Here is a 26,671-nt window from a genome sequence, read left to right on the forward strand (position 1 = left end):
ACGGTTCAAGCCGGCGGCCGGCACACCAGGTTGATCGGCTCGGTGATCGCATCGAAGCGGTGGGCATCGGCCGAAGTCACCGTTGCGCCATCGCCGGCCGGGGAAAACACCGTCATCTCGTAGCCGAGCTTTTCCAGCATGTCGATGTAGCCCGGTCCCGAGATGCCGCCGATGGCGCGCAGCGAGCGCGGGAAGAACTCGGTCAGGATGATCGGCGCGTGCTCGGCCAGCGTGCGGGCGGCGCCGCGGATGATGTGCGGCTCGAAGCCCTCGACGTCGATCTTGACGAAGCGGATCGGGCGCGCGTACGCGATCGCGTCGATCGGGCGGATACGGATGCGCTCGCCGTCGTCGGCCGTCGAGATGTAGGAACTGCCGGGATTGGTCGCGTGCCTGCTGAGGTGGAAGGAACCGCCGCCTTCGCGCTCGCCCAACGCTTCGTTGAACAGCACGCAGCGGTCTTCGAAGCCGTTGGCCAGCACGCTGCGCTCGAGCATCTGCCAAGTCTTTTTCATCGGCTCGAACGCATACACCCGGCCGGCGCCGCCCACCGCGCGTGCGGCCTGCAGCGTGAACACGCCGACGTTGGCGCCGGCATCGATCACGCCGTCGCCTTCGCGCAGGCAGGACAGCATGAAGCCGACCTCGTCGTTTTCCCAATTGCCCTGCAAGACGCCGAACGACACGAAGCCGTCGAACAGGTTGACCCAGACGCGCAGGCCGCGGTAGTCGGTCATCACCCACTTTTCCTCGGGCCAGAGGCCGATCTTGTCGCGGATGCTGCAGCGGAACCGGTCCGCGTCGAGCATCCTGAGCGCGACCTGGCGGATGTCGGCGCAGGCGAGATAGTCGGCCCGCGGCGTCAGGGCGTCGCACGGCCAGCCGTACAGGGCGGTGTGCAGCAGGTCGATCTGCTCGGCGAATCCGTGCCGCCACAGGTTCAGCTTGCTGTGGCTGTCGTGGCGGAAGCGCTCCGAGTCGATCATGCGCAGCGCGACCTGGTGGATGTCGCCGCAGGCGAGGTAGTCGTCGAGCGGCGTCAGGGCGTCGCAGGGCCAGCCGAACAGGGCGGTGTGCACGAGGTTGACCTGGTCGATGAAGGGCAGCGAGGCCGGCGGCTCCGGTTTGGGCTGGCCTTTCGTGATCTGCAGGTTCTCGAGAAGCCGTGTCGTCAGGTTCATGCGCGTCCCTTTCAAGCGGCCGATGGGCCAGGCGAACGCAGTGTATGCCGCGAGCCGCGTGAAACCTTGGCCGGGATCAGAGGTGCGCGCCTGTGCGCGAAAAGGAAGGGAGAACGCGTGCTGCCTCGGGCGCCTTCCGACCGCGTTCCGGAAATCGGCGCCCAGGCAGGTGTTGCCTGGACTTGCTTGGCGAGGCTGACTTGACGATGCTTATTTGACGATGCTTATTTGACGATGGTTTCCAGCGCAAACAGCTCGTCCGCCGTTTCGCGGCGGCGGATCAGGTGCACCTGGTCGCCGTCGACCAGCACCTCGGCCGGACGGCCGCGCGTGTTGTAGTTCGAGGCCATGGTAAAGCCGTAGGCGCCGGCCGCCATCATGGCCAGCAGGTCGCCCGGCTCGACGGCCAGGTCGCGGTCGCGCGCCAGCCAGTCGCCGGATTCGCACACCGGGCCGACCAGGTCGTACTTGACGGCGCCGGCGTCGCGCGGGGTCACTGGCTTGACGTCCATCCAGGCCTGGTACAGGGCCGGTCGCGCCATGTCGTTCATCGCGGCGTCGATCACGCAGAAATTCTTTTCTTCGCCGGTCTTGATGAACTCGACCGACATCAAGAGCACGCCGGTGTTGCCGACGATCGAGCGGCCCGGTTCGAACACCACCTTGATCGGCTTGCCGTCGTATTTCTCGGCGCGCCAGGCGTCCACGCGCGCGAACACGCGCTCGACGTAATGCGCGATCGGCACCGGTTCGCCGTCGCCGGCGCCGTAGTCGATGCCCAGGCCGCCGCCGACGTCGAGGTGGTGGATGTGGATGCCTTCACCCGCCAGCGTGTCGATCAGCTCGATCAGCTTGTCGAGGGCTTCGAGCAGCGGCGCGTCGTCCAGCAGCTGCGAGCCGATGTGGCAGTCGATGCCGACCACGTCCAGGTGGGCCAGCGCGGCGGCCTGGCGGTAGGTGTCGAGCGCGTCCGAGAAGGCCACGCCGAACTTGCTGGCCTTCAGGCCGGTGGCGATGTACGGGTGCGTCTTCGGGTCGACGTTCGGGTTCACGCGCAGCGAGACCGGGGCGCGCTTGGCCAGGCGGCCGGCCACTTCGTTGATGCGGTGCAGCTCGGGGATCGACTCGACGTTGAAGCACAGGATGCCCTTCTCGAGCGCCAGTTCGATCTCGGCCACGGTCTTGCCCACGCCGGAGAAGATCACCTTGCCCGGGTCGCCGCCGGCGGCGATCACGCGCTGCAGTTCGCCGCCCGAAACGATGTCGAAGCCGGCGCCCTGTTTTGCCAGCAGGTCGAGGATGGCCAGGTTGGAGTTGGCCTTCATCGCGTAGCAGACCAGGGCGTCGCGCCCGGCGCAGGGCTTGGCGTAGCCGTCGAAGTTGGCCAGCAGCTGGGCCTTCGAGTAGACGTAGGTCGGGGTGCCGAATGCCTTGGCGATGTCAGGCAAGGCGACGCGCTCGGCGTGCAGGACGCCGTCTTGGTAGGTGAAGTGCGACATGGGTTATTGTTGCTGTGGCTGGGATGTTGGCTGCGGCTGCTGTTGCGACGGCTGTTGCTGCACGGCCGGGAGCGGCTGGCCGGAGGCTTCGGTATTGTTGGCGTTCGATCCCGCGCCCGTGGCCGGGGTCGATGGCGCGGGCGGGGCCGGCGGCGGCGTGGCGGCGGCCGCGGCCGGGGTCGGCGGCTTGGGCATGTAGAGCGGGCCGGGCTGGCCGCAGCCGGTCAACAGCAGCGCCGCAGCGGCGCAGAGCGCAAATGGGGACTTCACGATTAGAATCACGGTTTGATTAGCAGACCTTGGAGTGTAGCATGACCGAAACCGAATTTTTGGACCTCGCCGAGTCCACCCTGGACCAGATCGAACAAGCCTTCGATCGCCTGTTCGACCAGGACGTGGTCGACGTCGAATGCAAGCGCAGCGGCAACGTGCTGGAAATCGAGTTCGTCGAGAACGGCTCGAAAATCATCGTCAACAGCCAGGCCCCGCTGCAGGAGATGTGGATCGCGGCGCGTTCCGGCGGTTTCCACTACAAGCGCGTCGGCGACCAGTGGCGCAACACGCGCGACAACAGCGAGTTCTTCGAGTCGCTGTCGCAGTACGCCAGCGAGCAGGGCGGGGCGCCGGTCAAGCTGGGCTGACTTTCAAGCCCGGTTGGGGCGTACGCGCGCCAGCACCGCCAGCAAGGCCTGCATGTCGACCGGCTTGACGAAGTGATGGTCGAAGCCGGCCTGCGCGCTCCTGGCGCGGTCGGCCTCCTGGCCATAGCCGGTGATCGCGATCAGGGTCGCCGAGGCCGTCTGCGGCAGCCGGCGCAGCTGGCGCGCCAGGTCGTTGCCGTCCATGTCGGGCAGGCCGATGTCGAGCAGGCACGCGTCGGGCGTAAACGTGCGCAGCGCTTCCAGCGCAGCCCGGGCACTGCCGGCCACCATGACCTGGTGGCCGCTCGCTTCCAGGTACAGGCCGAGCATGTGCGAGGCGTCGTCGTTGTCGTCGACGATCAGCAGTCGCAGCTGGTCCAGGTGTGCCGTGGCGCCGGCGGCCGGTCCGTCGGCGGCGGTTTGAACCGGCGCGGCCGCGCGCGGCAGCTCGACCGTGAAGCGGCTGCCCTTGCCGATGCCCTCGCTGAACACCGCCACCCGGCCGCGGTGCAGCGTCACCAGGTTCTTGACCAGCGCCAGGCCGATGCCCAGGCCGCCCTGGGCGCGGTCCGAGGTGCGCTCGGCCTGGGCGAACAGGTCGAACACGTGGCCGATGACGTGCGGCGCGATGCCGATGCCGTTGTCGCTCACTACGAAGCTGACGGTGTCCGTATCGGCCTGCAGCGCCACCGTGATCGCACCGCCCTCGGGCGTGTACTTGGCGGCGTTGTTGACGATGTTGGCGACGATCTGCACCAGGCGCTTCTGGTCGCCGTGCACGAAGACCGTTTCCTGCGGTGTCTCGATCGTCACCCGGTGGCGGCGCGCGTCCAGCAGCGGACGCACCTGTTCGACCGCGTTGCCGACGACCTCGCGCGCGTCCAGCAATTCCTCGTCGAGCGTCACCAGGCCGCGCGAGACGCGCGACAAGTCGAGCAGGTCGTCGATCAGGCCGGTCATGTGGCTGACCTGGCGCGAAATGATCTCGCTGGTGCGGCGGATCCGGTCCGAATCCAGCGCCGGCATGCGCAGCAGGTCGGAGGCGGCGCGGATCGGCGCCAGCGGATTGCGCAGCTCGTGGCCGAGCATGGCCAGGAACTCGTCCTTCCTCTGGTCGATCTCGCGCGTCGCGTATTGGCGCTTGCGCGCGCGCAGGGCCGCCCGCGCCGCGCTGACCAGCGTCACGCCCTGGGCCGGGCGCTCGATCAGCGAGACGTTGCCCAGCGCCAGGTGGCGGTGCTGCAACTCCGCGGACGCCGCGCCGCGCCGGGTCATGATCAAGAGCGGCAGGTCCGACCAGCTGGGCTGCTGCTCGATCACCTGGCCGAGGGCCTGGTGGAATTCCAGCGTGACGGCTTCGTCGCCGACCAGCAGCGCGCCGGCGCCGCGCGCGATCTCCGCGACCAGCTGGCCCACGTCGGCGCAGATGCAGCAAGCCAGGCCGGCGCGTCCGAACAGATCGGCAAGCAGCCTGGCGTCGCGCCCGACCGGGGCGTGGATCAGGATGCGGTATTCGAGATCGGTGTCGGGGCTCACGACGGTGTGTCGTCCTGGTCGGCCAGGATGGTCGGTACGCCGGTCAGGATGCCCTGGAAGTTGCTGAGCACCGGCCCGAGCGCGATCCCGCGCGGCGTGATCGCGAACCGGCGCAGCGTGGTCTCGTGCGCGCCGCCGCGCTTCTTGAACACCGAGATCGCCTTTTCCACCGCGCCCTGAGCCTCGAAATAGCGCAGGATCACGACGTTGTCCGCCATGTAGCTGACGTCCATGCCGGTCGACATGGTGCTGCCGACGATGCCCTGCTGGACCCCGACCAGGAAGGTGACGACGCCGCGCTGGCCCAGGTAGGTCAGGATCTCGTGCAGGTGGGTCGACAGGAAGCCCGCTTCCGGCATCGCGTTCATGTAGCCGTTCAGGCTGTCGATGACGACGACTTTCGCGCCGCGGTCGGCGGCGCCGCACACGGCGTGGCTGAATTCGCCCGGCGACATCTCGGCCGGATCGATCTGGTGCACGGTCAGGGCGCCCGATTCGTACGGCGTGTGCAGGTCGATGCCGATGCCTTCGCTGCGGTTGAGCATCGTGTTGAACGATTCCTCGAACAGGAACATGGCGGCGCGTTCGCCCCGGTCGGTGATGGCTTTGACGAACTGCACAGCGACGCTCGACTTGCCGGTGCCGGGCGGTCCCGAGATCAGCGTGCTCGAGCCTTCCTCGATGCCGCCGCCGAGCAGCATGTCGAGCGCCGGCAAGCCGCTGCCGACCTGGGCGCGGCGCGTGACTTCGCGCGATTCGGCCGCGACGATGCGCGGATAGACCACCAGGCCGCCGGTGACGATCGAATAGTCGTGCGGCCCGCGCCGGAACGCGACGCCGCGGTACTTCAGCACCCGCACCATGCGCCGCTCGGCGCCGTATTCGGAATCGGCGTGCTGCAGCGAGATCACGCAATGGGCGATGCTGCGCACCTGCTGGTCGCCCTTGAGCGACGTCTTGTCGTCGAGCAAGATGGCGGTGCAGGAACGCCTGGCGAAGTACTGCTTGAGCGCCAGCACGTGGCGCCGGTAGCGCAAGGGGCTGCCCGACAGGAGCTGCAGCTCGGACAGCGAATCGAGCACGACGCGGGTCGGGTTCAGCTTTTCGACCAGCGCCAGGATCATGTTGTTGGTTTCGCCCAGCTCGACTTCGGACGGATGCAGCACGGTGTACTGGTCGCTCGGATCGAGCAGGCTTTCCTCGGGAATCACCTCGTGCACGGTGACGCCGTCGAGCGACATGCCATGCGCCATCGCCACGGCGCGCAATTCGACCTCGGTCTCGGCCAGGGTGATGTACAGCACGGTCTCGCCGCGCGCCGCCCCCTCGGCCAGGTACTGCAGCGCCAGCGTGGTCTTGCCGGCGCCGGGGTCGCCTTCGACCAGGTACAGCCTGTCCTTGGTCAGGCCGCCGCCCAGCACGTTGTCGAGGCCGGAAATGCCGGTCGAGATGAAGGCCGTGCTGGAGGTGTTCTGGATACTCATGACTGCTCTTTCGTTCGATAAGCCTGCAAAATGCAGGATGGGAGCCATGATGACACAAGTCCTACGGCGTCAAAACAACTCGTTCCTCACCGCATCGCGCTGCTTCTGCTCGGTCGCCGCAGGAATGCCGACGTCGAGCGACTGCACGCCCGTGCCCGGCGGGTTCTCGGCATAGTAGTACTCGTCGCCGACCAGCACCAGCCCACCCGGCACCGGACGCTCGGCCACCGGTTCGGTCTTCAGCGCCTGCTGCATGAAGCCGATCCAGATCGGCAGCGCCAGGCCGCCGCCGGTTTCCTTGTTGCCCAGGTTGCGCGGCGTGTCGTAGCCGATCCAGGCGATGCCCACCAGGTGCGGCTGGTAGCCGGCGAACCAGGCGTCCATCGAATCGTTGGTGGTGCCGGTCTTGCCGGCGATGTCCGGGCGCTTGAGCACCAGGCCGGCCTTGGCCGCGGTGCCGTGGTGCGCCACGTCCTTGAGCATGCTGTCCATCAGCCAGGCGTTGCGCTCGTCGATCACGCGGTTGGCTTCCACGCCGGCGCGCTCGGGACGCGCCTCCGACAGCACCTTGCCGTCGGCATCGGTCACCTTCGAGATCAGGTAGGGATTGATGCGGTAGCCGCCGTTGGCGAACACCGAATAGGCGCCGGCCATCTGCAGCGGATTGGTGGCGCCCGCGCCCAGCGCCAGCGTGAGGTAGGGCGGGTTCTTGTCCGGATCGAAGCCGAAGCGGGTCGCGTATTCCTGGCCGTAGCGTGCGCCGATCTTGTTCAGGATGCGGATCGAGATCATGTTCTTCGACTTCATCAGGCCGCGCCGCATCGTCATCGGGCCTTCGTACTGGTTGTCGTAGTTCTTCGGCTCCCAGGCCTGGCCGCCGGTCGAGCCGGCGTCGAACGAGATCGGGGCGTCGTTGATCAGGGTGGCCGGCGACAGGCCGCGTTCCAGCGCCGCCGAATAGATGAACGGCTTGAACGAGGAGCCGGGCTGGCGCCAGGCCTGGGTGACGTGGTTGAACTTGCTGCGGTTGAAGTCGAAGCCGCCGACCAGCGCCTGGATCGCGCCGTCGTTCGGATCGACCGCGACGAAGGCCGACTCGACGTCCGGCAGCTGGGTGATGGCCCAGGCCGAGCCGCCGTCCTGGCTGACGCGGATCACGGCGCCGCGGCGGATGCGGCGCGTTTCCGAGGCCTTGGGCGAGAGCCACTCGCGCGCGAATACCAGGCCCGGGCCGGAAATCGCGATCTCCTCACCCGAGGCCAGCACCGCGCGCACCTGCGTCGGCGAAGCGGCCAGCACGACGGCGGCGACGATGTCGTCCGAGTCCGGATGCTCGGCCAGCTCGGCTTCGATCGCCTCGTCGGCGTCGCCCTTGCTGCCGCCCAGGTCGATGTATTTTTCCGGGCCGCGGTACGGATGGCGGCGCTCGTACTCCATCACGCCGCGGCGCAGCGCCAGGTAGGCGGCGTCCTGGTCGACCTTGGTGATGGTGGTGAACACGTTCAGGCCGCGCGTGTAGGTGTCTTCCTTGAACTGCTCGTACACCAGCTGGCGCGCCATCTCGGCCACGTACTCGGCATGCACGCCGAAGGCCGTGCTGTCGGTCTTGATCTTGAGATCCTCGTCCTTGGCCTGGGCGTACTGGGCGTCGGTGATGTAGCCCAGGTCGTGCATGCGCAGCAGGATGTACTGCTGGCGCTGGCGCGCGCGCTTCGGGTTGACCACCGGGTTGTAGGCCGACGGCGCCTTGGGCAGGCCGGCCAGCATCGCTGCTTCGGCGACGCTGATGTCTTTCAGGTCCTTGCCGAAGTAGATCTGGGCCGCCGAGGCGAAACCGAAGGCGCGCTGGCCCAGGTAGATCTGGTTCATGTAGACCTCGAGGATCTGGTCCTTGCTCAGGTTCTTCTCGATCTTGTAGGCCAGCAGCGCCTCGTAGGCCTTGCGCTTGATGGTCTGTTCGCTCGACAGGAAGAAGTTGCGCGCCACCTGCTGGGTGATGGTGGAAGCGCCCTGGCGCGCACCGCCGGTCGCGTTGTGCAGCGCCGCGCGCAGGATGCCCAGGTAATCGATGCCGCCGTGCTCGTAATAGCGGTCGTCCTCGATCGCCAGCACGGCCTTCTTCATCACGTCGGGGATGTCCTTGAAGTGCACCAGGGTGCGGCGCTCCTCGCCGAATTCGCCGATCAGGACGTTATCCGCGGTGAAAATCCGCAGCGGCATCTTGGGGCGGTAGTCGGTCAGGGTGTCGAGTGCGGGCAGGTTCGGGTAGGCCATCGCCAGCGCGAACACGACCACCAGCACGCCGCACAGCGCCAGGCCGGAGAGCAGGGCCAGCAGGGTGAGAAGAATGCGTTTGGTGGTGCGCTTGGGGCGGGGCTGGTTCGACGGCGGCTGCGGGGCAGGCGAGGCCGGCCCGTTCTGGGAAGCTTTCATGCGGGAGTGGATTCGCTTAAGAGTTCGCTGTGTTGATCGGTTTCATTATAAGTCACGGCCGCGTCCCGATCACCGCTGATCATATTGACAACAGTTGTGTAAATGGCGGCAATGTTGATCTATTACAGAAAGAAACCAAGTGTCGTTTTCCTGCTTCCGATCGGATGTTCCCGTAAAGAAATTTCTTGTCGCGGGTCATCAGTATTGCTACGATTTAATGTAGTGCCTCAGGTCAACTCACTAAGTCACCGTTTTCATAACGATTCCCCAACGCGGGCGTTCAATCAAGCACAGAGGGAGTACGCTCGTGATCAGTCTAGGTTCCTTGTTCGGACAGTCCAACCCGCCATTGGTCGGGCTCGACATCAGTACGTCCGGCGTGCGCCTGGTGGAGCTGGCCGACGCCGGCAAGGGCGAGCTGCGCCTGGAGCGCTACGCGTCGGAGCCGCTGCCGCGCGGGACCGTCGTGGACGGTAATATCGAGAACATCGAGGCGGTGTCGGACGCCGTGCTGCGCGTCTGGAAAAAAAGCGGCACCAAGGCCAAGCACGTGGCGCTGGGCATGCCGCCGGCCGCCGTCATCACCAAGAAGATCATCCTGCCGGCCGGGCTGGCCGAAGACCAGCTCGAAGTGCAGGTCGAATCCGAGGCAAGCCAGTATATCCCGTTCGCGCTGGACGAGGTCAGCCTCGACTTCGACGTGATCGGCGCGGCGCCGAACGCCCCCGACGATATGGAAGTCATGCTGGCCGCGGCCCGGCGCGAGAAGGTCGAGGACCGCGTCGCGATCGCCGAAGCGGCCGGCTTGACGGCCACCGTGATGGACATCGAGTCGTATGCCGCGCGCGCGGCGCTGGAGCGCGTGATCGCGGCCGCGCCGGGCGCCGCGGGTAACGCCAACGGACGGATCGTCGCCTTGTTCCAGATCGGCGCCCAGGTCACCCACATCTCGGTGCTGCAGAACGGCGAAACGATCTACGAACGCGAACAGCCTTTCGGCGGCAACCAGCTGACCCAGGACATCGTGCGCAGCTACGGCCTCTCGTACGAGGAAGCCGAGACGCGCAAGAAGGGCGGCGACCTGCCCGACAACTACCGTAACGATTTGCTCAATCCATTTCTAGAGAACGCGGCGCTCGAAGTCACGCGCGCGATCCAGTTCTTCTTCACCTCGACCCCGTACACGCGCATCGACCAGATCTGGCTGGCCGGCGGTTGCGCGCTGCTGCCCGGCCTGCTCGACATCATCGCCGGGCGCACCCGCATCGCCACCGGCGTGGTCGAGCCGTTCAAGGGCATGCAGCTGGGCCCGGGCGTGCGCGAGCAGCAGCTGCGCAACGAGGCGCCGGGCTACCTGGTCGCGTGCGGCCTGGCGCTGCGGAGGTTTGGCTGATGATCCGGATTAACCTGCTCCCGCACCGGGAAGCGAAACGCAAGCAGAAGCAGGCCGCCTTCGTGGCCCTGATGGCGCTCGGCGGCCTGGCCGGCGTCGCGCTGGTGCTGGTGATCGGCGGCTACAACGCCAGCCGCATCGCCACCCAGAACGAACGCAACCTGGTGCTCAAGAACGCCAACGCCGAACTCGACACCAAGATCAAGAAGATCGCCAACCTCAAGTCGGAGATCGAAGCGCTGAAGGCGCGCCAGCAGGCCGTCGAAGACCTGCAGGGCGACCGCAACCAGCCGGTCTACCTGCTCGACGAACTGGTGCGCCAGATGCCGGAAGGCGTCTACCTGAAAAGCTTCAAGCAGGACGGCCAGCGCGTGGTGCTCAACGGTTATGCGCAGTCGCAGGAACGGGTCGCCGAACTGCTGCGCAACCTGGCCGGCAATTCGCCCTGGCTGGAGCGTCCCGACCTGAGCGAAGTGCGCGCGTCGACCCTCGCGCAGGGCAAGAGCGCACGCAAGGTCGTGGAATTCACGCTGGCCGTGGCGATCAAGCGCGCGCGCGACAAGGATGGCGACGTCAAGAAGGACGGCGATGCCAAAAAGGACGGCGACACCAAGCCGGCCGGAGCCAAGACATGAATATCGACGTGAAACAACTGGGCGCCGACCTGGCGGCCCAGTTCCAGGGCCTGCAGGGCCGCCCGCCCGGCCTGTGGCCGCTGGCGCCGCGCCTGCTGTGCGCGGCCGGCGTCATGGCCGCCGTGCTCGGCCTGGGCTATTTCTTTTATTGGAGCGGCCAGTTCGAGGAGCAGGACACCCTGGCCGCCCAGGAGACCCAGCTGCGCGACAGCTACAAGCAGAAGATGGCGCAGGCGATCAACCTGGACGCGCTGGAAGCCCAGCAGCAGCAGGTCAACCGCTACGTCGAGCGCCTCGAGAAGCAGCTGCCGAGCAAGGCCGAGATGGCCGCGCTGCTGTCGGACATCAACCAGGCGGGCCTCGGGCGCGGCCTGCAGTTCGAGCTGTTCAAGCCGGGCCAGGTGCTGGTCAAGGATTACTACGCCGAGCTGCCGATCGACATCAAGGTCACCGGCAGCTACCACGACATCGGCGAATTCGCCGCCGACATGGCCAAGATGCCGCGCATCGTCACGCTCAACAACCTGTCCCTGAACACCGGGACCAACGGCACGCTGTCGCTGGACGCCATCGCCAAGACCTTCCGCTACCTCGACCAGGACGAGCTCGAGGCCCAGGCCAAGGCGCGCAAGGCCAAGAAGGCCAAGGGCGGCGCCGACAAGGAGAAGGCATGAGCCGCACCGCCATCGCAATGACGGCCGCCATGCTGGCGGCAACCCTGCTGGCCGGCTGCGACAGCGACGAGCGCGAGGTGCGCGACTGGATGGCCGAAGTCCAGCGCGATACCAAGCCGACCGTCAAGCCGCTGGCCGAGCCGAAGGATTTCATCCCCTACGCCTACGGCGCCAAGGGCGAGACCGACCCGTTCAGCCCGAACAAGCTGATGACCGAGCTGGCCAAGGCCGACGTGGCCTCGGCCGACCCCAACAAACCCGACCTGCAGCGCACGCGCGAACTGCTCGAGACCTTCCCGCTCGACACCATGCACATGGTGGGCACGATGGCGAAGGGCGGCGCCAGCTACGCGCTGGTGCAGATCGACCGCTCGCTGTACCAGGTCAAGCCCGGCCAGCGCATCGGTCAGAACTTTGGCGTCGTCACCCGCGTGAGCGACGATGCCGTGAATATCCGTGAAGTGGTGCAGGATGCCGCCGGCGAGTGGGTCGAGCGCATGGCGACACTGGAGCTGCAAAGCAAGGAGACAGGAAAATGACCCGACTTGGACGCATGGCGCTGGCCCTGCTGTTGACCCTGCCCGCCCTGCGCGCGCTGGCCGAGGACAACGCGATCGAATCGATCAGCGCCAACCAGCAGGGCGGCAACGTCGTGATCCGGGTGGCGATGAAGGAAGCGCTGCCCAAGCCGCCGATCGGCTTTTCGATCACCAATCCGTCGCGCATCGCGCTCGACTTCGGCGCCACCGCGAACGCCACCGGCAAGAACGTCCAGGACATCAACCTGGGCGACGTGCGCGGCGTGAACGTGGTGCAGGCCGGCGAGCGCACCCGCCTCGTGCTGAACCTGGCGCGTCCGCTGAGCTACGCCACCGCGATCGACGGCAAGTCGGTGATCGTGACCGTGGAAGGCTCGGGCGCGGGCGCGCAGGCGACCACGCGTGCGAGCGAACCGGCGGGCGCACCGGCGCGCGCGGGTGCGGCGCCTGCGCGAAATCAGTTGCGCGACATCGACTTCCGCCGCGGCAGCAACGGCGAAGGCCGCGTCGTGGTCGACCTGCCCAACGGCCAGGTCGCGGTCGACGTACGCCAGTCCGGCAACCAGATCCTGGTCGACTTCCTCAACAGCGGCGTGCCGCCGACGCTGCGCCGCCGCCTGGACGTGAGCGACTTCGGCACCCCGGTCTCGCGCATCACCACCACCCCGCAGGGCGACCGCGTGCACATGGTGGTCGAGGCCCAGGGCAACTGGGAACAGAGCGTGTACCAGAGCGACACCCAGCTGGTGCTCGACGTCAAGCCGGTCAAGGACAACCCGAACCGCCCGGCCGGCGGCGGCGACGGCCAGGCCTACCGCGGCGAGAAGCTGTCGTTCAACTTCCAGAACGTGGAGGTGCGCGCGGCGCTGCAGGCGATCGCCGACATCTCCGGCCTGAACATCATTACCAGCGACTCGGTCGCCGGCAACCTGACGCTGCGCCTGAAGGACGTGCCGTGGGACCAGGCGCTCGACGTGGTGCTGCAGGCCAAGGGCCTGGACATGCGCAGGAACGGCAACGTGCTGTGGATCGCGCCCAAGGAAGAGCTGCTGACCAAGGAAAAGCTCGAGCTCGAGCAGAAGGCGCAGATCTCCGACCTGGAGCCGCTGCGTTCCGAGATCTTCCAGCTGAACTACCAGAAGGCCGAAGCCTTCCGCACGGTGTTCGGCCTGGACCAGAACGGCGCGGCCGCCGGCGGCGCCGACAACCGCAACCGCGTGCTGTCCAAGCGCGGCAGCGCGATCATCGACGCGCGCACCAACCAGCTGTTCGTGACCGACATCGGCGCCAAGATCGAGGACATCCGCAAGCTGATCCAGAAGGTCGACGTCGCCACCAAGCAGGTGCTGGTCGAGGCGCGCCTGGTCGAGGCCAACGATGGCTTCTCGCGCAACCTGGGCGCCAAGCTCGGCTTCGCCGACCTGCGCACGCTGCGCGGCGGCGACTCCGGCTACCAGGTCAGCGGCAACCAGCGCGTGGCGGTCGGCGGTAATCTCACCGGCGTGGGCCAGATCACCGGCCAGACCCCGGACAAGGGCGACGGCTACACCAACAGCACGCTGGTCAACCTGCCGGCGGCCGGCATCAACGGCGCCGACGCGCCCAGCATCGCGTTCTCGCTGTTCTCCTCGGCCGCCAACCGCTTCCTGAACCTGGAGCTGTCGGCGCTGGAAGCCGACGGCAAGGGCAAGATCATCTCCAGCCCGCGCGTGGTCACCGAGGACAACGTCCCGGCGATCATCGAGCAGGGCGTCGAGCTGCCGTACCAGAACGCCACCAGCAGCGGCGCGACCTCGGTCCAGTTCCGCAAGGCCAGCCTGAAGCTGGAGGTGACGCCGCAGATCACCCCGGACGGCAACGTCGTGCTGGACGTCGACGTCGCCAAGGATTCGCAGGGCGCCAACACCACCGCCGGCCCGGCGATCAACACCCAGCACGTGCGCACCAAGGTGATGGTCGAGAACGGCGGCACCGTGGTGCTGGGCGGTATCTACCAGCAGACCCAGACCACGGACACCAACAAGGTGCCGCTGGTCGGCGACATCCCGGTGCTGGGCAACCTGTTCAAGAATACCCAGCGGGTCGACAACAAGACCGAGCTGCTGGTCTTCATCACTCCGAAGATCGTGGCCGAACGCCTGCAGAACGGGCACTGAACCCGAACGTAAAGAAGCTTTTCACGCAAGAACAACCGACAACAATCGCTGACATGACTGACTTCAAGACCTCACCCGTGCGCCGCTCCGGCCTGCACGCCCCCGTCCTCCTGACCGCGCTCGTGGCCGCGGCGCTGCTGTCCGCCTGCGGCGGCGGCGGCGGCAACCCTGGTGCGGTCGGCCCGACCGCCAGCAGCGGCACTGGCAGTACCGGCAGCACTGGCAGCACCGGCAGCACCGGTACCACCACGCCTGCGCCTGCCACCCCGACCGTCGCCGTAGCCTTCGCGAGCGCTGGCGGTAGCGCGACCAATACGCTGACCAGCGTTGCGCCGCTGACCGTCAGCGCGACCGTGCTCGATCAAGACAAGAAGCCGGTGCCGAATGCGATCGTGACCTTTGCCACCGATCCGACGCTGGCGGCCTTCTCGCCGAGCGCAGGCACGGCCCTGACCAACGCCAACGGCGTGGCCAGTGTCACCATGCACGCTGTCAGCCTGGCTGGCGGCGCCGGCACCGTTACCGCGACCAGCAGCGTGGCGGGTACCGCAATCACTGGCGTGTCCAACTATGCGCTGGGCGCCACCACGTTGACGCTCGGCAGTCTGAGCGCTTCTCCCGCCAGCCTGCAGGCCTACGGCTCGAGTACCTTGTCGGTCGACTTGATGAACGGCGCCAGCAAGTACATCGACCAATCGGTCAACGTCAGCTTCACCTCCGCCTGCGTAGCAGCGGGCAAGGCCACGCTCACGGCAATGACGTCGACCGTCAGCGGCACCGCCCAGGCCACCTACCGTGACAATGGCTGCGGCCAGGCTGATACCATCACTGCCTCGGCCAACGGCGTCTCCAAGTCGGCCAGCACCACGTTGCAGATCGCGCCGCCGAGCACTGCCTCGGTACAGTTCACGAGCGCCGCACCGGTCGGCCAGTCGATCGTGATCAAGGGCCAGGGCGGCAACGGCCGTACCGAGACCGCGACCCTGACCTTCAAAGTGGTCGACATCAATGGCCAGGGGCTGGCCAACAAGACGGTGAACTTCAGCGCCAGCACCAGTGCCGTCACGGTCAACATCCCCACCAGCGTCACCCAGGCTGATGGCACCGTGTTCACGACCGTCAATTCGGGCACTACGCCCACCTCGTTCCGCGTACAGGCGTCGCTGCCGGGCACCAGCATCTCGACGCTGTCCGATCAGATCCTGGTCAGCAACGGTTTGCCGGTGCAGGCTGCCGTGTCGGTCAGCAGCGCTTCCTTCGACGTCGAGGGCTGGACCGTCGATAACGCAACCGCGACCACCATCAAGGTCATGCTCGCCGATGCGAACGGCAACCGCGTGCCGGACGGTACTCCGGTCCTGTTCCAGACCAACATGGGTTCAGTGGGTTCGTCGAGCCAGGGTGGCTGCAGCACCGTCAACGGCCAGTGCTCGGTCGACTTCGGTACGCAGAACCCGCGTTACCCAAGCCCGAACTCGCCGGCCACGCCATGCAACGGCAACGGCACCGGAACCGGAACCGGAGTCACCAACGATAGCACCCGCCCTGGCCTGGCCACGATCTGCGCCAGCACCACCGACGGCACCACCACGCTGTTTGGCAAGACCACGATCTTCTTCAGCGGCAGCCAGGCCAAGAACGTGACCATGAACGGCAATCCGGTGTCATATGATGCGCTCTCCCCGAATGACCTCGGTACGATCAAATCGTCGGACACCAAGGTGTTCCAGCTGCAGCTGAACGACGTAAACAACAACCCGCTGCCGCAGGGCACGACGGTGGCAATCACCAGCCCGCTCAACGTCAACGCGGCCGCGCCACAACCCTCGGCCGTGCCGAACGTTGCGCCGCACACTACGGCGGCGGACGACGCGAGCGGCAATTCGATCAGCACCACGGCGGCCCAGGGCTCGATCCATACCTTCAGCATCGCCAGCACGCAGCCCACCAGCTGCACCGCGCCCAGCCAGGGGTCGTTCAACGTCACCCTGACAACGCCAAACGGTACGGTGACCAATATTCCGTTTAAACTGTCGTTCTCCTGCCCATAAATAAATCGGGAACCGAATGATACGCAGCGGCCAGGGATTTCCTGGCCGTTTGCTTTTTGAGCGATCACATACGTGGCTGAATGCAAGAACAACAATATCTTCCTGGTCGGGCTGATGGGCGCCGGGAAGACCACCATCGGCCGGCTGCTGGCGCGGCGCATGAACATGACGTTCATGGATTCGGACCATGAAATCGAAGCGCGCACCGGCGCCTCGATCCCGTGGATCTTCGAGATCGAAGGCGAACCGAGCTTCCGCCGGCGCGAAGCCGACATGATCCGCGAGCTGACCGCGCAGTCCGGCATCGTGCTGGCCACCGGCGGCGGCGCTGTGCTGAACCCGGAAAGCCGCGCCCTGCTGGCCGAGCGCGGCACCGTGATCTACCTGCGCGCCAGCGTCGGCAGCATCCTGCAGCGCACCTCGCACGACAAGAACCGCCCGCTGCTGCAGACCGCCGATCCGCGCAGGAAGCTGGAAGACCTGACCTGCCAGCGCGAGCCGCTGTACCGCGAGATTGCCGACCTGGTCATCGACACTGGCCGGCCTAACGTACAATCGATGGTACAGACAATTCTGGACCAGATGGCGGCGCTGAGCGCGGCGCGCGCACGGTCCGAGGCAAAGACGAGAATGAACGAACAGGCATGCATTTCCATTGACGTCGAACTGGGCGAGCGCAGCTACCCGATCCTGATCGGGCGCGGCTTGCTGGACGACGGCGCGCTGCTGATGAAGCACATCGGCGGCGCCGGCGGCAAGGTGGCCGTCGTCACCAACACCACCGTGGCCCCGCTGTACCTCGACAAGGTCGCGGCGCCGCTGCGCGCGGGCGGGCGCGAGGTCGTGCCGATCATCCTGCCGGACGGCGAGGAATACAAGAACTGGGAGCACCTGAACCTGGTGTTCGATGCGCTGCTGGCCAACAAGTGCGACCGCAAGACCACGCTGGTGGCGCTGGGCGGCGGCGTGATCGGCGACATGACCGGCTTTGCCGCGGCCACCTACATGCGCGGCGTGCCCTTCGTGCAGATCCCGACCACGCTGCTGGCCCAGGTCGATTCCTCGGTCGGCGGCAAGACCGGCATCAACCATCCGCTCGGCAAGAACATGATCGGTGCGTTCTACCAGCCGCGCGCCGTGATCGCCGACACCGCCACGCTGGACACGCTGCCGGACCGCGAGCTGTCGGCCGGCCTGGCCGAGGTGATCAAGCACGGCGCGATCCTCGACGCCGTCTTCTTCGACTGGATCGAGGCCAACATCGGCGCACTGGTCGCGCGCGACCACGCCGCGCTCGCGCACGCGATCGCGCGCTCGTGCGAGATCAAGTCCGACGTGGTCAAGCGCGATGAGCGCGAAGGCGGCCTGCGCGCGGTGCTCAACTTCGGCCACACCTTCGGCCACGCGATCGAAGCGGGCCTGGGCTACGGCGCCTGGCTGCACGGCGAGGCGGTCGGCTGCGGCATGGTGATGGCGGCCGACCTGTCGCGCCGCCTCGGCCACATCGACGATGCCGCGGTCGAGCGCGTGCGCGCGCTGGTGCGCTCGGCCGGCCTGCCGACGGTCGCCCCGGACCTGGGCGCGCAGCGCTGGATCGAGCTGATGGAAGTCGACAAGAAGAACGAAGGCGGGGCGATCAAGTTCATCCTGGTCAAGCCGCTGGGCAGCCCCAGCATCGGCAATGCCCCGCGCGAGCTGCTGCTGGCGACGCTGCAGGCCGGCGTGAGCGACGCAGTGGCAGACGCAGCGGGAGCAAACGCACGATGATCGACTTCGACGCCCACCTCGCACCGTATGCGGCGCATTCTTCGAAATCGCGTGGGCGTCGTCATCCGGAAGGTCCGGCCGGCGCGCGCAGCGAATTCCAGCGCGACCGCGACCGCATCATCCACTCGACCGCGTTCCGCCGGCTCGAGTACAAGACCCAGGTGTTCCTGAACCACGAGGGCGACCTGTTCCGCACGCGCCTGACCCACTCGATCGAGGTTGCCCAGATCGCGCGCACGCTGGCGCGCAGCCTGCGCCTGAACGAAGACCTGGTCGAGGCGCTTGCGCTGGCGCACGACCTCGGCCACACGCCCTTCGGCCACGTCGGCCAGGATGTGCTGAACGAATGCATGCACGACTACGGCGGCTTCGAGCACAACCTGCAAAGCCTGCGCGTGGTCGACCACCTGGAAGAGCACTACGGCGCCTTCGACGGCCTGAACCTCACTTTTGAAACGCGCGAAGGCATCCTGAAGCACTGCTCGCTGACGAACGCGCGCCAGCTGGGCGAACTCGGGCAGCGCTTCATCGACAAGAAGCAGCCCAGCCTGGAAGCCCAGCTGGTCAACCTGGCCGACGCGATCGCCTACAACAACCACGACATCGACGACGGCCTGCGCTCCGGCCTGCTCACCATGAAGCAGATGGAAGAGGTCGAGCTGTTCGCGCGCCTGCACCGCGAAGTGGTGCGCCAGTACCCGGGCCTGCCCGGCCGGCGCGAGCTGTACGAGACGATCCGCCTGATGATCACGGCGATGACGGTCGACCTGGTCGAGGCCTCGGGCGCGCTGATTGCGCAAGCGAATCCGCAATCGATCGAGGACGTGCGCAACAGCCCGCCTCTGATCCGTTTTTCGGACTCGATGCGCGCCGAGACCTCGGCGCTGAAGCGCTTCCTGTACGCCAACCTGTACCGCCACTTCCAGGTCAACCGCATGCGCGTCAAGGCCAGCCGCGTGATACGCGAGCTGTTCGACGCCTTCATGACCGACCCGGTGCTGCTGCCGCCCGACTACCAGGTGGCCTCTAGCGACACCCACAAGCAGGCGCGCAAGATCGCCGACTACATCGCCGGCATGACCGACCGCTACGCGATCAAGGAACACAAGCGCATTTATTCGCTCGACACTTTCTGAGGACGCCCATGGACCCGCGCTACCGCCTGCACACCGACCTGCCGACGATCGACGAATACCTGCGGCTGCGGCGCGTGTCGGGCCTGACGCGGCGCTCCGAGGCGGCCGCCAAAGCCGGTTTGCCGCACACGGTCGCGGCGGCGGTGGTGCGCTGCGACGGCCAGGCGGTCGGGATGGGGCGCGCGATCGGCGACGGCCTGTTCTACCTGGTGGTCGACATCGCGGTCGACCCGGAACATCAGGGACAGGGACTGGGCAAGGCCATCGTCGCCAGTTTGATGGAGGCGCTGCGCACGCTGGCGCCGGCCGAAGCCTACACCTGCCTGATCGCCGATGGCCGGGCCAACGAGCTGTATGCGCAGTACGGTTTCGAGCCGACCGCGCCGGCGTCGATCAGCATGGCGCAGTGGCTCAATCGCTAAGCTTTCAATCTCACTCGCTGCGCGCGAACACGCGCACGCGGTGCCCGTCCGGATCGGCGCCGCAGAAGGTGTAGCCGAAGTCCAGTTCGACCGGCGCCTGCAGGATGCGCAGGCCGGCCTCTTTCCATCTCACATGCAGCGCATCGACCTCGGCCCCGTCGGCGACGCGGAAGGCCAGTTCGCTGCCGCTGCCCTGGAAATCGTGGGCCGGCTTGACGCTCGACCTGGTCCACAGCCCGAGGATGCGGCCGTTTTCCAGCGCGAACAATTGAAACGTGGGCGAGGCCTCGACCGGCTCGGCGCCCAGCAGTTTGGCGTACAGCCGGGCGCTGGCGGCGGGCGAGTCGACGTAGAGGATGGTGTAGTTCGGGGTGTGCATCGCGTGGCTCCTTCAGTGGTTGGAATGGAGCCAGTGTAGGCAGCGGGACTGTCAGATCCTGTCAGCAGTCATCGACGTTCGGGGATGCCTTGGCTGGCGCGCCACTCTCCCAGCAGCGCACGGCGATGGCGCGGGTAACGTTCGCCAGTCACCTCGAGCGCGGCGATGCGGTCGAGACGGAAATGACGGAACCCCTGGCGCAGCTCGCACCACGCGGCCAGCATGCGGATGCGCTCGAAAAAGCCGAGCGCCACCGGCCAGACGATGCGGCGCGAGCCGTGGCCGGCCTCGTCGCGATAGTCCAGCACCAGCTTGCATTCCTCGCGCAGGGCGCCGCGGATCGCTGCCATGTGCGGATTCGAGGCATCGATCTCGCGCGCGGGCGCGACCAGCAGGCCGGTGCCGTCGAGCGTGCGGCGCAAGTCGTCCGGCAGCACCGCCGCGATTTTCTCGACCGCTTCGCGCGCCGCATCGGCCAGCCGTTCGTCGCCGTGTTCGGCGACCCAGCGGCCGCCCAGCACCAGCGCTTCGATCTCGTCTTCGCTGAACATCAGCGGCGGCAGCAGGAAGCCCGGCTTTAACACGTAGCCGATCCCGGGTTCGCCTTCGATGCGCGCACCCTGTTCGCGCAAGGTGGCGATGTCGCGGTACAGCGTGCGCAGGCTGATGCCCAGTTCCTGCGCCAGCGTGTCGCCGCGCACCGGCGTGCGCCGGCGGCGCAAGGCCTGGAGCAGGGCGAGCAGGCGTTGCGCGCGCATGATCGGCAGACGGCGCAGCTGTAAAGGCTCAGCCGAACAGCGTCGGCTGTCCCAGCTGCTCGAGCAGCTTCTTGACCGGCGCCGGCAGCGGCGCGGTGACGATCGCGGCCAGGTCCCACCACACATGCCCGGCCGGGGTGCCGCCGCGTGCCGCCAGCGCGATACGGTAGGGCTGGATGTGCAGTTTGTAGTGGGTAAAACCGTGCACCAGCGGCAGCAGCGGTTCGACCTCGGCGACGTCGCCGAATTCGCCGCCGGCATTGGCCAGCGTGGCGACATCGACCTGGTCCGCATCCTCGAGCGCCACGTGGCCGTCGAATTCAGGCAGCGACAGCAGGCCGCCCCAGATGCCCGATTCCGGCCGCTGCTGCAGCAGCACCTGGCCGCGATCGACGACCGCCAGCATCAGCGCGCGCTTTTCCGGCGTCGCCTTTTTCGGTTTCGGCACCGGCAGCACGCCCGTGCGGCCGGTGGCGTAGGCCACGCAGCGTTCCTGCAGCGGGCAGCGATTGCAGTCGGGCTTGCCGCGCGTGCACAGCGTCGCGCCCAGGTCCATCAGGCCTTGCGTGTAGGCTTCGATGCCTTCGCCGTTTGCGGGGAGCAGGGCGTCGGCCCGTCGCCACAGCGCGTCCTCGACCGGCTTGATGCCCGGGTACTGGTCGACGCCGAACACGCGCGCGAACACGCGCTTGACGTTACCATCCAGGATCGCGGCGCGCGTGCCGTACGAAAACGCGGCGATGGCGGCGGCGGTCGAACGGCCGATGCCGGGCAGCTCGGCCAGCAGCGCCGGGTCGCTCGGGAACGCGCCGCCGTAGGCTTCGACCACGCGCTTGGCGCAGGCGTGCAGGTTGCGCGCGCGGGTGTAGTAACCCAGGCCGCTCCAGTGCGCCATCACGTCTTCCAAGGGCGCTTCGGCCAGCGCCTGCACGGTCGGGAAGCGCTCCAGAAAGCGCGCGTAATAGCCGAGCACCGCGGTCACCTGGGTCTGCTGCAGCATGATTTCCGACAGCCAGACGCGGTAGGCGTCGCGTGTGTTCTGCCAGGGCAGGGCGTGGCGGCCGTGGGCCTTTTGCCAGTCGATCACGGCGCGCGAAAAAGTCGGGTCTTCCAGTTGGGTGATATCGAATTCCGTCAGTCGTTTCATGCAGCTTCCAGTTGGGGCGACGCGGCGCCGAGCGCCGCATGCACCGCGCCGCTCAAGGCGGCCAATTGATTGCGCACCTTGTCCAGGTCGGCGCGCGCGGCATCAAAAGCCGCGATCTTCTGTTCCAGGTTCTCGGTCGCATCGTGGATGCGCTGGATCGAGGTCTGGCGGTGGCGCAGCTGCTCGCGGTGCTGGCGCACCTGGGTCTCGAGCGGCGCCATGATCACCTTCAGCCAGGCTTCGACGTCGGCGTTCACCGCGCGCAGCACGTGCTTGACGCGCGAGGCGATCGAGTCGAAGAAGCGTTCCAACAGCACGCCGCGGCTGGTCATCAGCAGCGTCGCGGTGCCGAACTGCTTGACGTAGACGGCTTCGATGGCGTCGATCTCGGCGCCGTAGCGCGCCAGCGAGAGCGGCATCGGCATCGTCATCGACAGCGCGTGGTCGGTGGCGAACTTGCGGTACATGGTCTCCATCATCGCGCCGATCTCGCCGATCTTGCCGGCGGCCGCCGCCAGGTCGGCGCGCACCGCCTCGAAAAACGCACGCACCGGCGCGCGCGTGCCGGTGCCGAAGCGGGCCGCCTGCATCGCCGTGCGCACCGCGTCGATCTGCTGCTGCACCACGTCCATGCCGACCGTGCTGTACAGCTCCGTCGACAGCGTGGTGAACACCGCGCGCGTGCCCTGCAGCTTGAACAGGCTGGCGTCGAATTCCTTCTTTTCCATCTCGACGCGGCGCACCATGTGGGCGATCACGCCCTGGTTCTTGCCGCGCAGGCTTTTCAGTTCCTCCTGCTGCTCGACCAGGTCGCGCACGCGCGCGCCGAGCAGCGCCTGCTGGCCGACTTCCAGCAGTTCGAGGTCGCGCACCAGCTGGCCGCGCAGGATGCCCTGGCGCGCCGGCACCAGTTCGTTGAACAGCGCCGATTCTAGCAAGCCGAGGCGGCTCTTTTCGAACAGGGCCAGGTCGCCATTGATCTTCCCGACCAGCGCCTTTTGCGCCGAGACCGGGAACACGTTGGCATGGCCCACCCCGAGCAGCTGCGCCACGCTGTGCTGCTGGCGCGCGATCGTCGCGTCGTTGTCCTGCGCGCTCTTCAGCTCGTCCCACAGCGCGTCGATTTTATTGAGCACGACGATCCTGCCTGGGCCGTTGCCGATATGGTCGCGCCAGACTTCGATGTCGCTCTTGGTCACGCCGGTTTCGGCGGCCAGGATGAACAGCACCGCGTGCGCGTTGGGGATCAGGTTCAGCGTCAGTTCGGGCTCGGTGCCGATCGCGTTCAGGCCGGGCGTGTCGAGGATCACCAGGCCTTGCTTGAGCAGCGGATGCGGGAAGTTGATCAGGGCGTGGCGCCATTGCGGGATCTCGACCAGGCCGTCGTCGCCGAGCATGCCGGCCAGGTCGGGGTCGTGCGGATCGTACAGGCCGTAGCGCTGGGCTTCCTCGAACGGCACGCGCCGCGTCAGGCTGACCTGGCGGAAGGCTTCGCTCATGCGCTCGGGCGCGTCCAGCTCCAGTGGCAGCATGGTCCAGGCGCTATCGATCTCGCGCCAGTCGCCGGTGGACAGGTGCCGGACGCGCGTTTCGATCGGCAGCAGCCGGATCGACGGGGGCAGGGCGGCGTCCCAGGCCAGCTCGGTCGGGCACATGGTGGTGCGGCCCGGGCTGGACGGCACGATGCGCTGGCCGTAGTCGGCGAAGAAGATCGCGTTGATCAGCTCCGATTTCCCGCGCGAGAACTCGGCGACGAAGGCGACCGACAGGCGCTCGTCCTGGAGGCGGCGCAGCGCCTGCTGCAAGCGCTGGTCGCCGGCGTCGTCCAGCAGGTCGGCGGCCTGCACCCAGCTGCGGTAGCGTTCCAGCGATTCGGCGACGCGCGTGCGCCAGTCGCCATATTGTTGTAGATCTTGCATGCTCGCGCCTCTCTCCGCGTTTCTGTATGGCCTCACCGCTGGCAAGTCGCACAGTAGAAGGTGGAGCGCTGGCCCTGCTTGATCTGGCGGACCGGCGCACTACAGTTGCGGCAAGGCACTCCAGCACGATCATAGACGAAATATGTCTGCTGGAAATATCCAGATTGACCATTTACTGCAATAAAGTCACGCAGCGTGCTGCCGCCCTGCACGATGGCGGCCGCGAGGATGTCGCGGATCGCTTCGGCCAGCTTGTCGTAGCGCGCGCGGCTGATCTTGCCGGCCGCCGTCTTCGGGTTGATGCCGGCGCGGAACAGGCTTTCGCAGGCGTAGATGTTGCCGACGCCGACCACGATGTCGCCGGCCAGCAGCACCTGCTTGATCGGGGCACTGCGGTTGCGCGTCGCCTTGTGCAGCAGCGCGCCGGAGAAGCCGTCTTCGAGCGGCTCGACGCCGAGTTCGCGCAGCAGCACGTGCTGCTCGAGTTCGCCGTCGTCGTGGGCGTGCCAGAGCACGGCGCCGAAGCGGCGCGGGTCGTGCAGGCGCAGCACCTGGCGGCTGCCCGGGCCCGCATTTCCTCCGCTCACCACCAGGTCGAAATGGTCGTGCTTCTTGAGTTCCGTCCCCTCGGGCAGCACGCGCAAGTGGCCCGACATGCCGAGGTGAACGATCAGCGTGCCGTGCTCGAACTTGATCAGCAGGTATTTGCCGCGCCGGCCCGTGCCGAGGATGCGCCGTCCGGCCAGCAGTTCGCGCAGCTTGGGCGGGAAGGGCCAGCGCAAGCCTTCGCGGCGCAGGATGACGTCTTCGACGATGCGGTCTTCGAGGTGGGGCGCGACGCCGCGCCGGGTGACTTCAACTTCCGGTAATTCAGGCATGTATCATTAATCCGATGTTCGAAAGGCTCGTAAACCTGCTGCGCGTTGCATTGCCGGCTTGCGATGCTCCGCACCGGCGGACCGGCTGTACTGCTCGTACAGCTGCGCTTCTCAGCCAGCACTGCGGTCGCTCGCGACGGTTTCCAAGCCTTTCGTGATAACTGTGTAAATTCGTGTTGCGGCGGCGCACGCGCGACAGGCGAACAGCGTAGAATCGGACATCTTTTTGATGTGGGGGTGCCTTGAAAAACGCTGTCGCCATTGTAACTCTCTCCGCCTTGCTGTCGGCGTGCGCCGTGGCGCCCAAACGGCAGCCGGCGGCGGACAACGCCGACCAGCCGTTGGCCGCCGCCGAAGCCGCCGACGCTGCCCGGAACGGCCAGTCCCAGGCCGGCCAGGAAGGCGCGGACGAGAACGTGCCGAACGTGAAAATGACGCCCCAGATGATGACGCAACTCATGGGCGCCGAACTGGCCTTCAAGAAGGGCGACTGGCAAGGCCCCTATCTCACGATGATGAGCCTGGCCCAGCAGACCCGCGATCCGCGCCTGGCCAAGCGCGCCGCCGAGATGGCGCTGTCGGCCAAGCAGGCCGACGACGCACTCGCCGCGGTCAAGCTGTGGCGTGAATTCGCGCCGAACTCCGATGAGGCCAGCCAGTACTATCTGGGGCTGGTGGTCCTGTCCGACAACCTCGGCGAAGCAGAAAATCTGCTGAAGCAGCGCCTGGCCGACGCCACCCCCGGCGCCCGTGGCCTGGTGATGTTCCAGATGCAGCAGCTGCTGCTGCGCGCCAAGGACAAGGAAGCGGCCGCGGCCATGCTCGAGCGCCTGGTCGCGCCTTACCCGAACATGATGGAAAGCCACGTCGTGCTGTCGCAGGCGGCGCTGGCGCGCAACGACAAGGCCGCCGCCCAGCGCGAAGCCCAGACCGCGCTCAAGCTCAAGCCCGATTCCGAGATCGCCGTGCTGACGCTGGCCCAGGTCAGCGACAGCGAAGCCCAGGCGACTCAGGTGCTGCACGATTACCTGGCCGCGCACCCGGACGCGCGCGAGGTGCGCGTCGCCTACGCGCGCCTGCTGGTCAACGCCAGGCAGTACGACGCCGCGCGCGCGGAATTCCTGGCGCTGGACAAGGCCCAGCCCGACAATCCGGGCACGCTGTACGCGCTCGGCATCCTGTCGATGCAGATGAACGATTCCAAGGCCGCCGACGGCTATTTCAGCCGCTTCGTCGACCTGGCCGAAAAGACCCCGACCGACGAGACCGATCCGACCAAGGCGATCCTGATCCTGTCCCAGCTGGCCGAGGAAAGGGGCGACAACAAGGCCGCGCTGGCCTGGCTCGACCGCCTCGAGACCGACGACCCCAAGATGGCCTTCGGCGCCGAGCTGCGCCGCGCCCAGCTGACCGCGAAGGACGGCGACGTGCCCGGCGCGCGCAAGCTGCTGGCCACGCTCAAGACCGCCGACCCGGCCGAGCAGGCCCAGATCCTGCTGGTCGAGGCGCAGATCCTGCGCGACGCCGGCAAGCCGCAGGAAGGCTTCAAGCTGCTCGAGCAGGGCGCCAAGCGCTTCCCGGACAACACCGACTTCCTGTACGACTACGCGCTGATGGCCGAAAAGCTGGGCCGCACCGACGTGATGGAAAAGACGCTGCGCCAGGTGATCGCCAAGCAGCCCGGAAACCAGCAAGCCTACAACGCGCTCGGCTACTCGCTGGCGGAACGCAACGTGCGCCTGAAGGAAGCCTACGCGCTGGTAGACAAGGCCCTCAAAATGGCGCCGGACGACCCGTTCATCATGGACAGCATGGGCTGGGTGCAGTACCGCATGGGCCACCTGGATGCCGCCGAAGCGCAGCTGCGCAAGGCCTACGGTTTGCGCGGCGATCCCGAAATCGCCGTGCACCTGGGCGAGGTGCTGTGGAAGAAGGGCGACAAGGAAGGCGCGCGCAAGCTGTTCCTCGACGCCCAGGCCAAGGACCCGAAGAACGACGCGCTCAAGAGCACCCTCGCGCGCCTGCGCACCAGTCTGTAATTTC

22 protein-coding genes are annotated in these 26,671 nt (G+C 67.0%); 11 read left to right on the forward strand and 11 right to left on the reverse strand.

The window, feature by feature from the left end; genetic code table 11:
* Positions 1-5: 5 nt before the first annotated feature.
* The 3 genes from FA90_RS25225 to FA90_RS20900 form a co-directional block, all read right to left on the reverse strand.
* Positions 6-1,181 carry an FkbM family methyltransferase gene (locus FA90_RS25225; protein ID WP_051971969.1) on the reverse strand — a complete coding sequence of 392 codons (1,176 nt, stop codon included), beginning with the start codon at positions 1,179-1,181 and terminating at the stop codon, positions 6-8.
* A 224-nt stretch (positions 1,182-1,405) separates the two neighbouring features.
* On the reverse strand, positions 1,406-2,680 hold the full coding sequence (gene lysA / locus FA90_RS20895; RefSeq protein ID WP_036172252.1) for a diaminopimelate decarboxylase: 1,275 nt from the start codon (positions 2,678-2,680) through the stop codon (positions 1,406-1,408).
* 3 nt (positions 2,681-2,683) lie between these two features.
* Positions 2,684-2,950 (reverse strand): lipoprotein, encoded by a 267-nt coding sequence (locus tag FA90_RS20900; protein WP_036172254.1) that lies wholly within the window; start codon positions 2,948-2,950, stop codon positions 2,684-2,686.
* A 41-nt stretch (positions 2,951-2,991) separates the two neighbouring features.
* On the opposite strand from FA90_RS20900, the gene cyaY reads away from it, so the two are divergent.
* Positions 2,992-3,321, forward strand: a complete 330-nt coding sequence (cyaY, locus tag FA90_RS20905; protein WP_036172256.1) for an iron donor protein CyaY — start codon at positions 2,992-2,994, stop codon at positions 3,319-3,321.
* Positions 3,322-3,324: 3 nt separating this feature from the next.
* On the opposite strand, the gene FA90_RS20910 is transcribed toward cyaY, so the two are convergent.
* The 3 genes from FA90_RS20910 to FA90_RS20920 all read right to left on the reverse strand — a co-directional run bounded on the left by FA90_RS20910 (position 3,325) and on the right by FA90_RS20920 (position 8,774).
* On the reverse strand, positions 3,325-4,857 hold the full coding sequence (locus tag FA90_RS20910; RefSeq protein WP_036172258.1) for an ATP-binding protein: 1,533 nt from the start codon (positions 4,855-4,857) through the stop codon (positions 3,325-3,327).
* The gene (locus FA90_RS20915) at positions 4,854-6,341 is read right to left on the reverse strand and encodes an ATPase domain-containing protein (protein ID WP_036172260.1); all 1,488 of its coding nucleotides are present in this window, start codon (positions 6,339-6,341) and stop codon (positions 4,854-4,856) included. Before FA90_RS20915 ends, FA90_RS20910 begins: the two co-directional genes overlap by 4 nt.
* A 69-nt stretch (positions 6,342-6,410) precedes the next feature.
* Positions 6,411-8,774 carry a penicillin-binding protein 1A gene (locus FA90_RS20920; protein WP_036172262.1) on the reverse strand — a complete coding sequence of 788 codons (2,364 nt, stop codon included), beginning with the start codon at positions 8,772-8,774 and terminating at the stop codon, positions 6,411-6,413.
* Between the two features lie 307 nt (positions 8,775-9,081).
* On the opposite strand from FA90_RS20920, the gene FA90_RS20925 reads away from it, so the two are divergent.
* The 9 genes from FA90_RS20925 (at position 9,082) to FA90_RS20965 (ending at position 19,547) form a co-directional block, all read left to right on the forward strand.
* Positions 9,082-10,167: a pilus assembly protein PilM gene (locus FA90_RS20925; protein ID WP_036172264.1), complete on the forward strand. Its 1,086-nt coding sequence runs from the start codon at positions 9,082-9,084 to the stop codon at positions 10,165-10,167.
* The gene (locus FA90_RS20930) at positions 10,167-10,802 is read left to right on the forward strand and encodes a PilN domain-containing protein (RefSeq protein WP_036172265.1); all 636 of its coding nucleotides are present in this window, start codon (positions 10,167-10,169) and stop codon (positions 10,800-10,802) included. Before FA90_RS20925 ends, FA90_RS20930 begins: the two co-directional genes overlap by 1 nt.
* Positions 10,799-11,476, forward strand: a complete 678-nt coding sequence (locus FA90_RS20935) for a type 4a pilus biogenesis protein PilO (RefSeq protein WP_036172267.1) — start codon at positions 10,799-10,801, stop codon at positions 11,474-11,476. The genes FA90_RS20930 and FA90_RS20935 overlap by 4 nt, the downstream gene beginning before the upstream one ends.
* Positions 11,473-12,015, forward strand: a complete 543-nt coding sequence (locus tag FA90_RS20940; RefSeq protein ID WP_036172268.1) for a pilus assembly protein PilP — start codon at positions 11,473-11,475, stop codon at positions 12,013-12,015. Before FA90_RS20935 ends, FA90_RS20940 begins: the two co-directional genes overlap by 4 nt.
* Positions 12,012-14,171: a type IV pilus secretin PilQ gene (pilQ, locus tag FA90_RS20945; RefSeq protein ID WP_036172270.1), complete on the forward strand. Its 2,160-nt coding sequence runs from the start codon at positions 12,012-12,014 to the stop codon at positions 14,169-14,171. Before FA90_RS20940 ends, pilQ begins: the two co-directional genes overlap by 4 nt.
* 53 nt (positions 14,172-14,224) lie before the next feature.
* Positions 14,225-16,222 (forward strand): Ig-like domain-containing protein, encoded by a 1,998-nt coding sequence (locus FA90_RS20950; RefSeq protein WP_036172272.1) that lies wholly within the window; start codon positions 14,225-14,227, stop codon positions 16,220-16,222.
* A 114-nt stretch (positions 16,223-16,336) separates the two neighbouring features.
* Positions 16,337-17,989 (forward strand): bifunctional shikimate kinase/3-dehydroquinate synthase AroKB, encoded by a 1,653-nt coding sequence (aroKB, locus tag FA90_RS20955; RefSeq protein ID WP_051972236.1) that lies wholly within the window; start codon positions 16,337-16,339, stop codon positions 17,987-17,989.
* A complete protein-coding gene (locus tag FA90_RS20960) occupies positions 17,986-19,125 on the forward strand; it encodes a deoxyguanosinetriphosphate triphosphohydrolase (protein ID WP_036172274.1) in 1,140 nt (379 codons plus the stop codon). Before aroKB ends, FA90_RS20960 begins: the two co-directional genes overlap by 4 nt.
* 8 nt (positions 19,126-19,133) lie before the next feature.
* The gene (locus tag FA90_RS20965; protein ID WP_036172276.1) at positions 19,134-19,547 is read left to right on the forward strand and encodes a GNAT family N-acetyltransferase; all 414 of its coding nucleotides are present in this window, start codon (positions 19,134-19,136) and stop codon (positions 19,545-19,547) included.
* 10 nt (positions 19,548-19,557) lie between these two features.
* Here FA90_RS20965 and FA90_RS20970 read toward each other — a convergent pair whose 3' ends face one another.
* From FA90_RS20970 to mutM, 5 genes are all read right to left on the reverse strand, one after another.
* Positions 19,558-19,926: a VOC family protein gene (locus FA90_RS20970; RefSeq protein ID WP_036172278.1), complete on the reverse strand. Its 369-nt coding sequence runs from the start codon at positions 19,924-19,926 to the stop codon at positions 19,558-19,560.
* Positions 19,927-19,994: 68 nt separating this feature from the next.
* Complete coding sequence (locus FA90_RS20975) at positions 19,995-20,687, reverse strand: YafY family protein (protein WP_036176586.1); 693 nt, start codon at positions 20,685-20,687, stop codon at positions 19,995-19,997.
* A gap of 25 nt (positions 20,688-20,712) precedes the next feature.
* Positions 20,713-21,831, reverse strand: a complete 1,119-nt coding sequence (gene mutY / locus FA90_RS20980; RefSeq protein ID WP_051971970.1) for an A/G-specific adenine glycosylase — start codon at positions 21,829-21,831, stop codon at positions 20,713-20,715.
* Complete coding sequence (locus FA90_RS20985; protein ID WP_036172280.1) at positions 21,828-23,750, reverse strand: dynamin family protein; 1,923 nt, start codon at positions 23,748-23,750, stop codon at positions 21,828-21,830. The genes mutY and FA90_RS20985 overlap by 4 nt, the downstream gene beginning before the upstream one ends.
* 32 nt (positions 23,751-23,782) lie before the next feature.
* Positions 23,783-24,628: a bifunctional DNA-formamidopyrimidine glycosylase/DNA-(apurinic or apyrimidinic site) lyase gene (gene mutM, locus FA90_RS20990; protein WP_036172282.1), complete on the reverse strand. Its 846-nt coding sequence runs from the start codon at positions 24,626-24,628 to the stop codon at positions 23,783-23,785.
* Between the two features lie 296 nt (positions 24,629-24,924).
* Here mutM and FA90_RS20995 point away from each other — a divergent pair, with 296 nt between their 5' ends.
* Positions 24,925-26,667: a tetratricopeptide repeat protein gene (locus tag FA90_RS20995; RefSeq protein WP_239700869.1), complete on the forward strand. Its 1,743-nt coding sequence runs from the start codon at positions 24,925-24,927 to the stop codon at positions 26,665-26,667.
* Positions 26,668-26,671 lie beyond the last annotated feature (4 nt).

Source organism: Massilia sp. 9096 (assembly GCF_000745265.1).
Lineage (GTDB): Bacteria > Pseudomonadota > Gammaproteobacteria > Burkholderiales > Burkholderiaceae_D > Telluria.

Excerpts from the sequence above, each read along its gene's own strand:
- lysA (WP_036172252.1), bottom strand. The coding sequence starts at position 2,680 with ATGTCGCACTTCACCTACCAAGACGGCGTCCTGCACGCCGAGCGCGTC.
- cyaY (WP_036172256.1), top strand. The coding sequence starts at position 2,992 with ATGACCGAAACCGAATTTTTGGACCTCGCCGAGTCCACCCTGGACCAG.
- FA90_RS20920 (WP_036172262.1), bottom strand. The coding sequence starts at position 8,774 with ATGAAAGCTTCCCAGAACGGGCCGGCCTCGCCTGCCCCGCAGCCGCCG.
- FA90_RS20915 (WP_036172260.1), bottom strand. The coding sequence starts at position 6,341 with ATGAGTATCCAGAACACCTCCAGCACGGCCTTCATCTCGACCGGCATT.
- mutM (WP_036172282.1), bottom strand. The coding sequence starts at position 24,628 with ATGCCTGAATTACCGGAAGTTGAAGTCACCCGGCGCGGCGTCGCGCCC.
- FA90_RS20950 (WP_036172272.1), top strand. The coding sequence starts at position 14,225 with ATGACTGACTTCAAGACCTCACCCGTGCGCCGCTCCGGCCTGCACGCC.
- mutY (WP_051971970.1), bottom strand. The coding sequence starts at position 21,831 with ATGAAACGACTGACGGAATTCGATATCACCCAACTGGAAGACCCGACT.
- FA90_RS20935 (WP_036172267.1), top strand. The coding sequence starts at position 10,799 with ATGAATATCGACGTGAAACAACTGGGCGCCGACCTGGCGGCCCAGTTC.
- FA90_RS20930 (WP_036172265.1), top strand. The coding sequence starts at position 10,167 with ATGATCCGGATTAACCTGCTCCCGCACCGGGAAGCGAAACGCAAGCAG.
- FA90_RS25225 (WP_051971969.1), bottom strand. The coding sequence starts at position 1,181 with ATGAACCTGACGACACGGCTTCTCGAGAACCTGCAGATCACGAAAGGC.
- FA90_RS20985 (WP_036172280.1), bottom strand. The coding sequence starts at position 23,750 with ATGCAAGATCTACAACAATATGGCGACTGGCGCACGCGCGTCGCCGAA.
- aroKB (WP_051972236.1), top strand. The coding sequence starts at position 16,337 with ATGGGCGCCGGGAAGACCACCATCGGCCGGCTGCTGGCGCGGCGCATG.
- FA90_RS20970 (WP_036172278.1), bottom strand. The coding sequence starts at position 19,926 with ATGCACACCCCGAACTACACCATCCTCTACGTCGACTCGCCCGCCGCC.
- FA90_RS20940 (WP_036172268.1), top strand. The coding sequence starts at position 11,473 with ATGAGCCGCACCGCCATCGCAATGACGGCCGCCATGCTGGCGGCAACC.
- pilQ (WP_036172270.1), top strand. The coding sequence starts at position 12,012 with ATGACCCGACTTGGACGCATGGCGCTGGCCCTGCTGTTGACCCTGCCC.
- FA90_RS20960 (WP_036172274.1), top strand. The coding sequence starts at position 17,986 with ATGATCGACTTCGACGCCCACCTCGCACCGTATGCGGCGCATTCTTCG.
- FA90_RS20965 (WP_036172276.1), top strand. The coding sequence starts at position 19,134 with ATGGACCCGCGCTACCGCCTGCACACCGACCTGCCGACGATCGACGAA.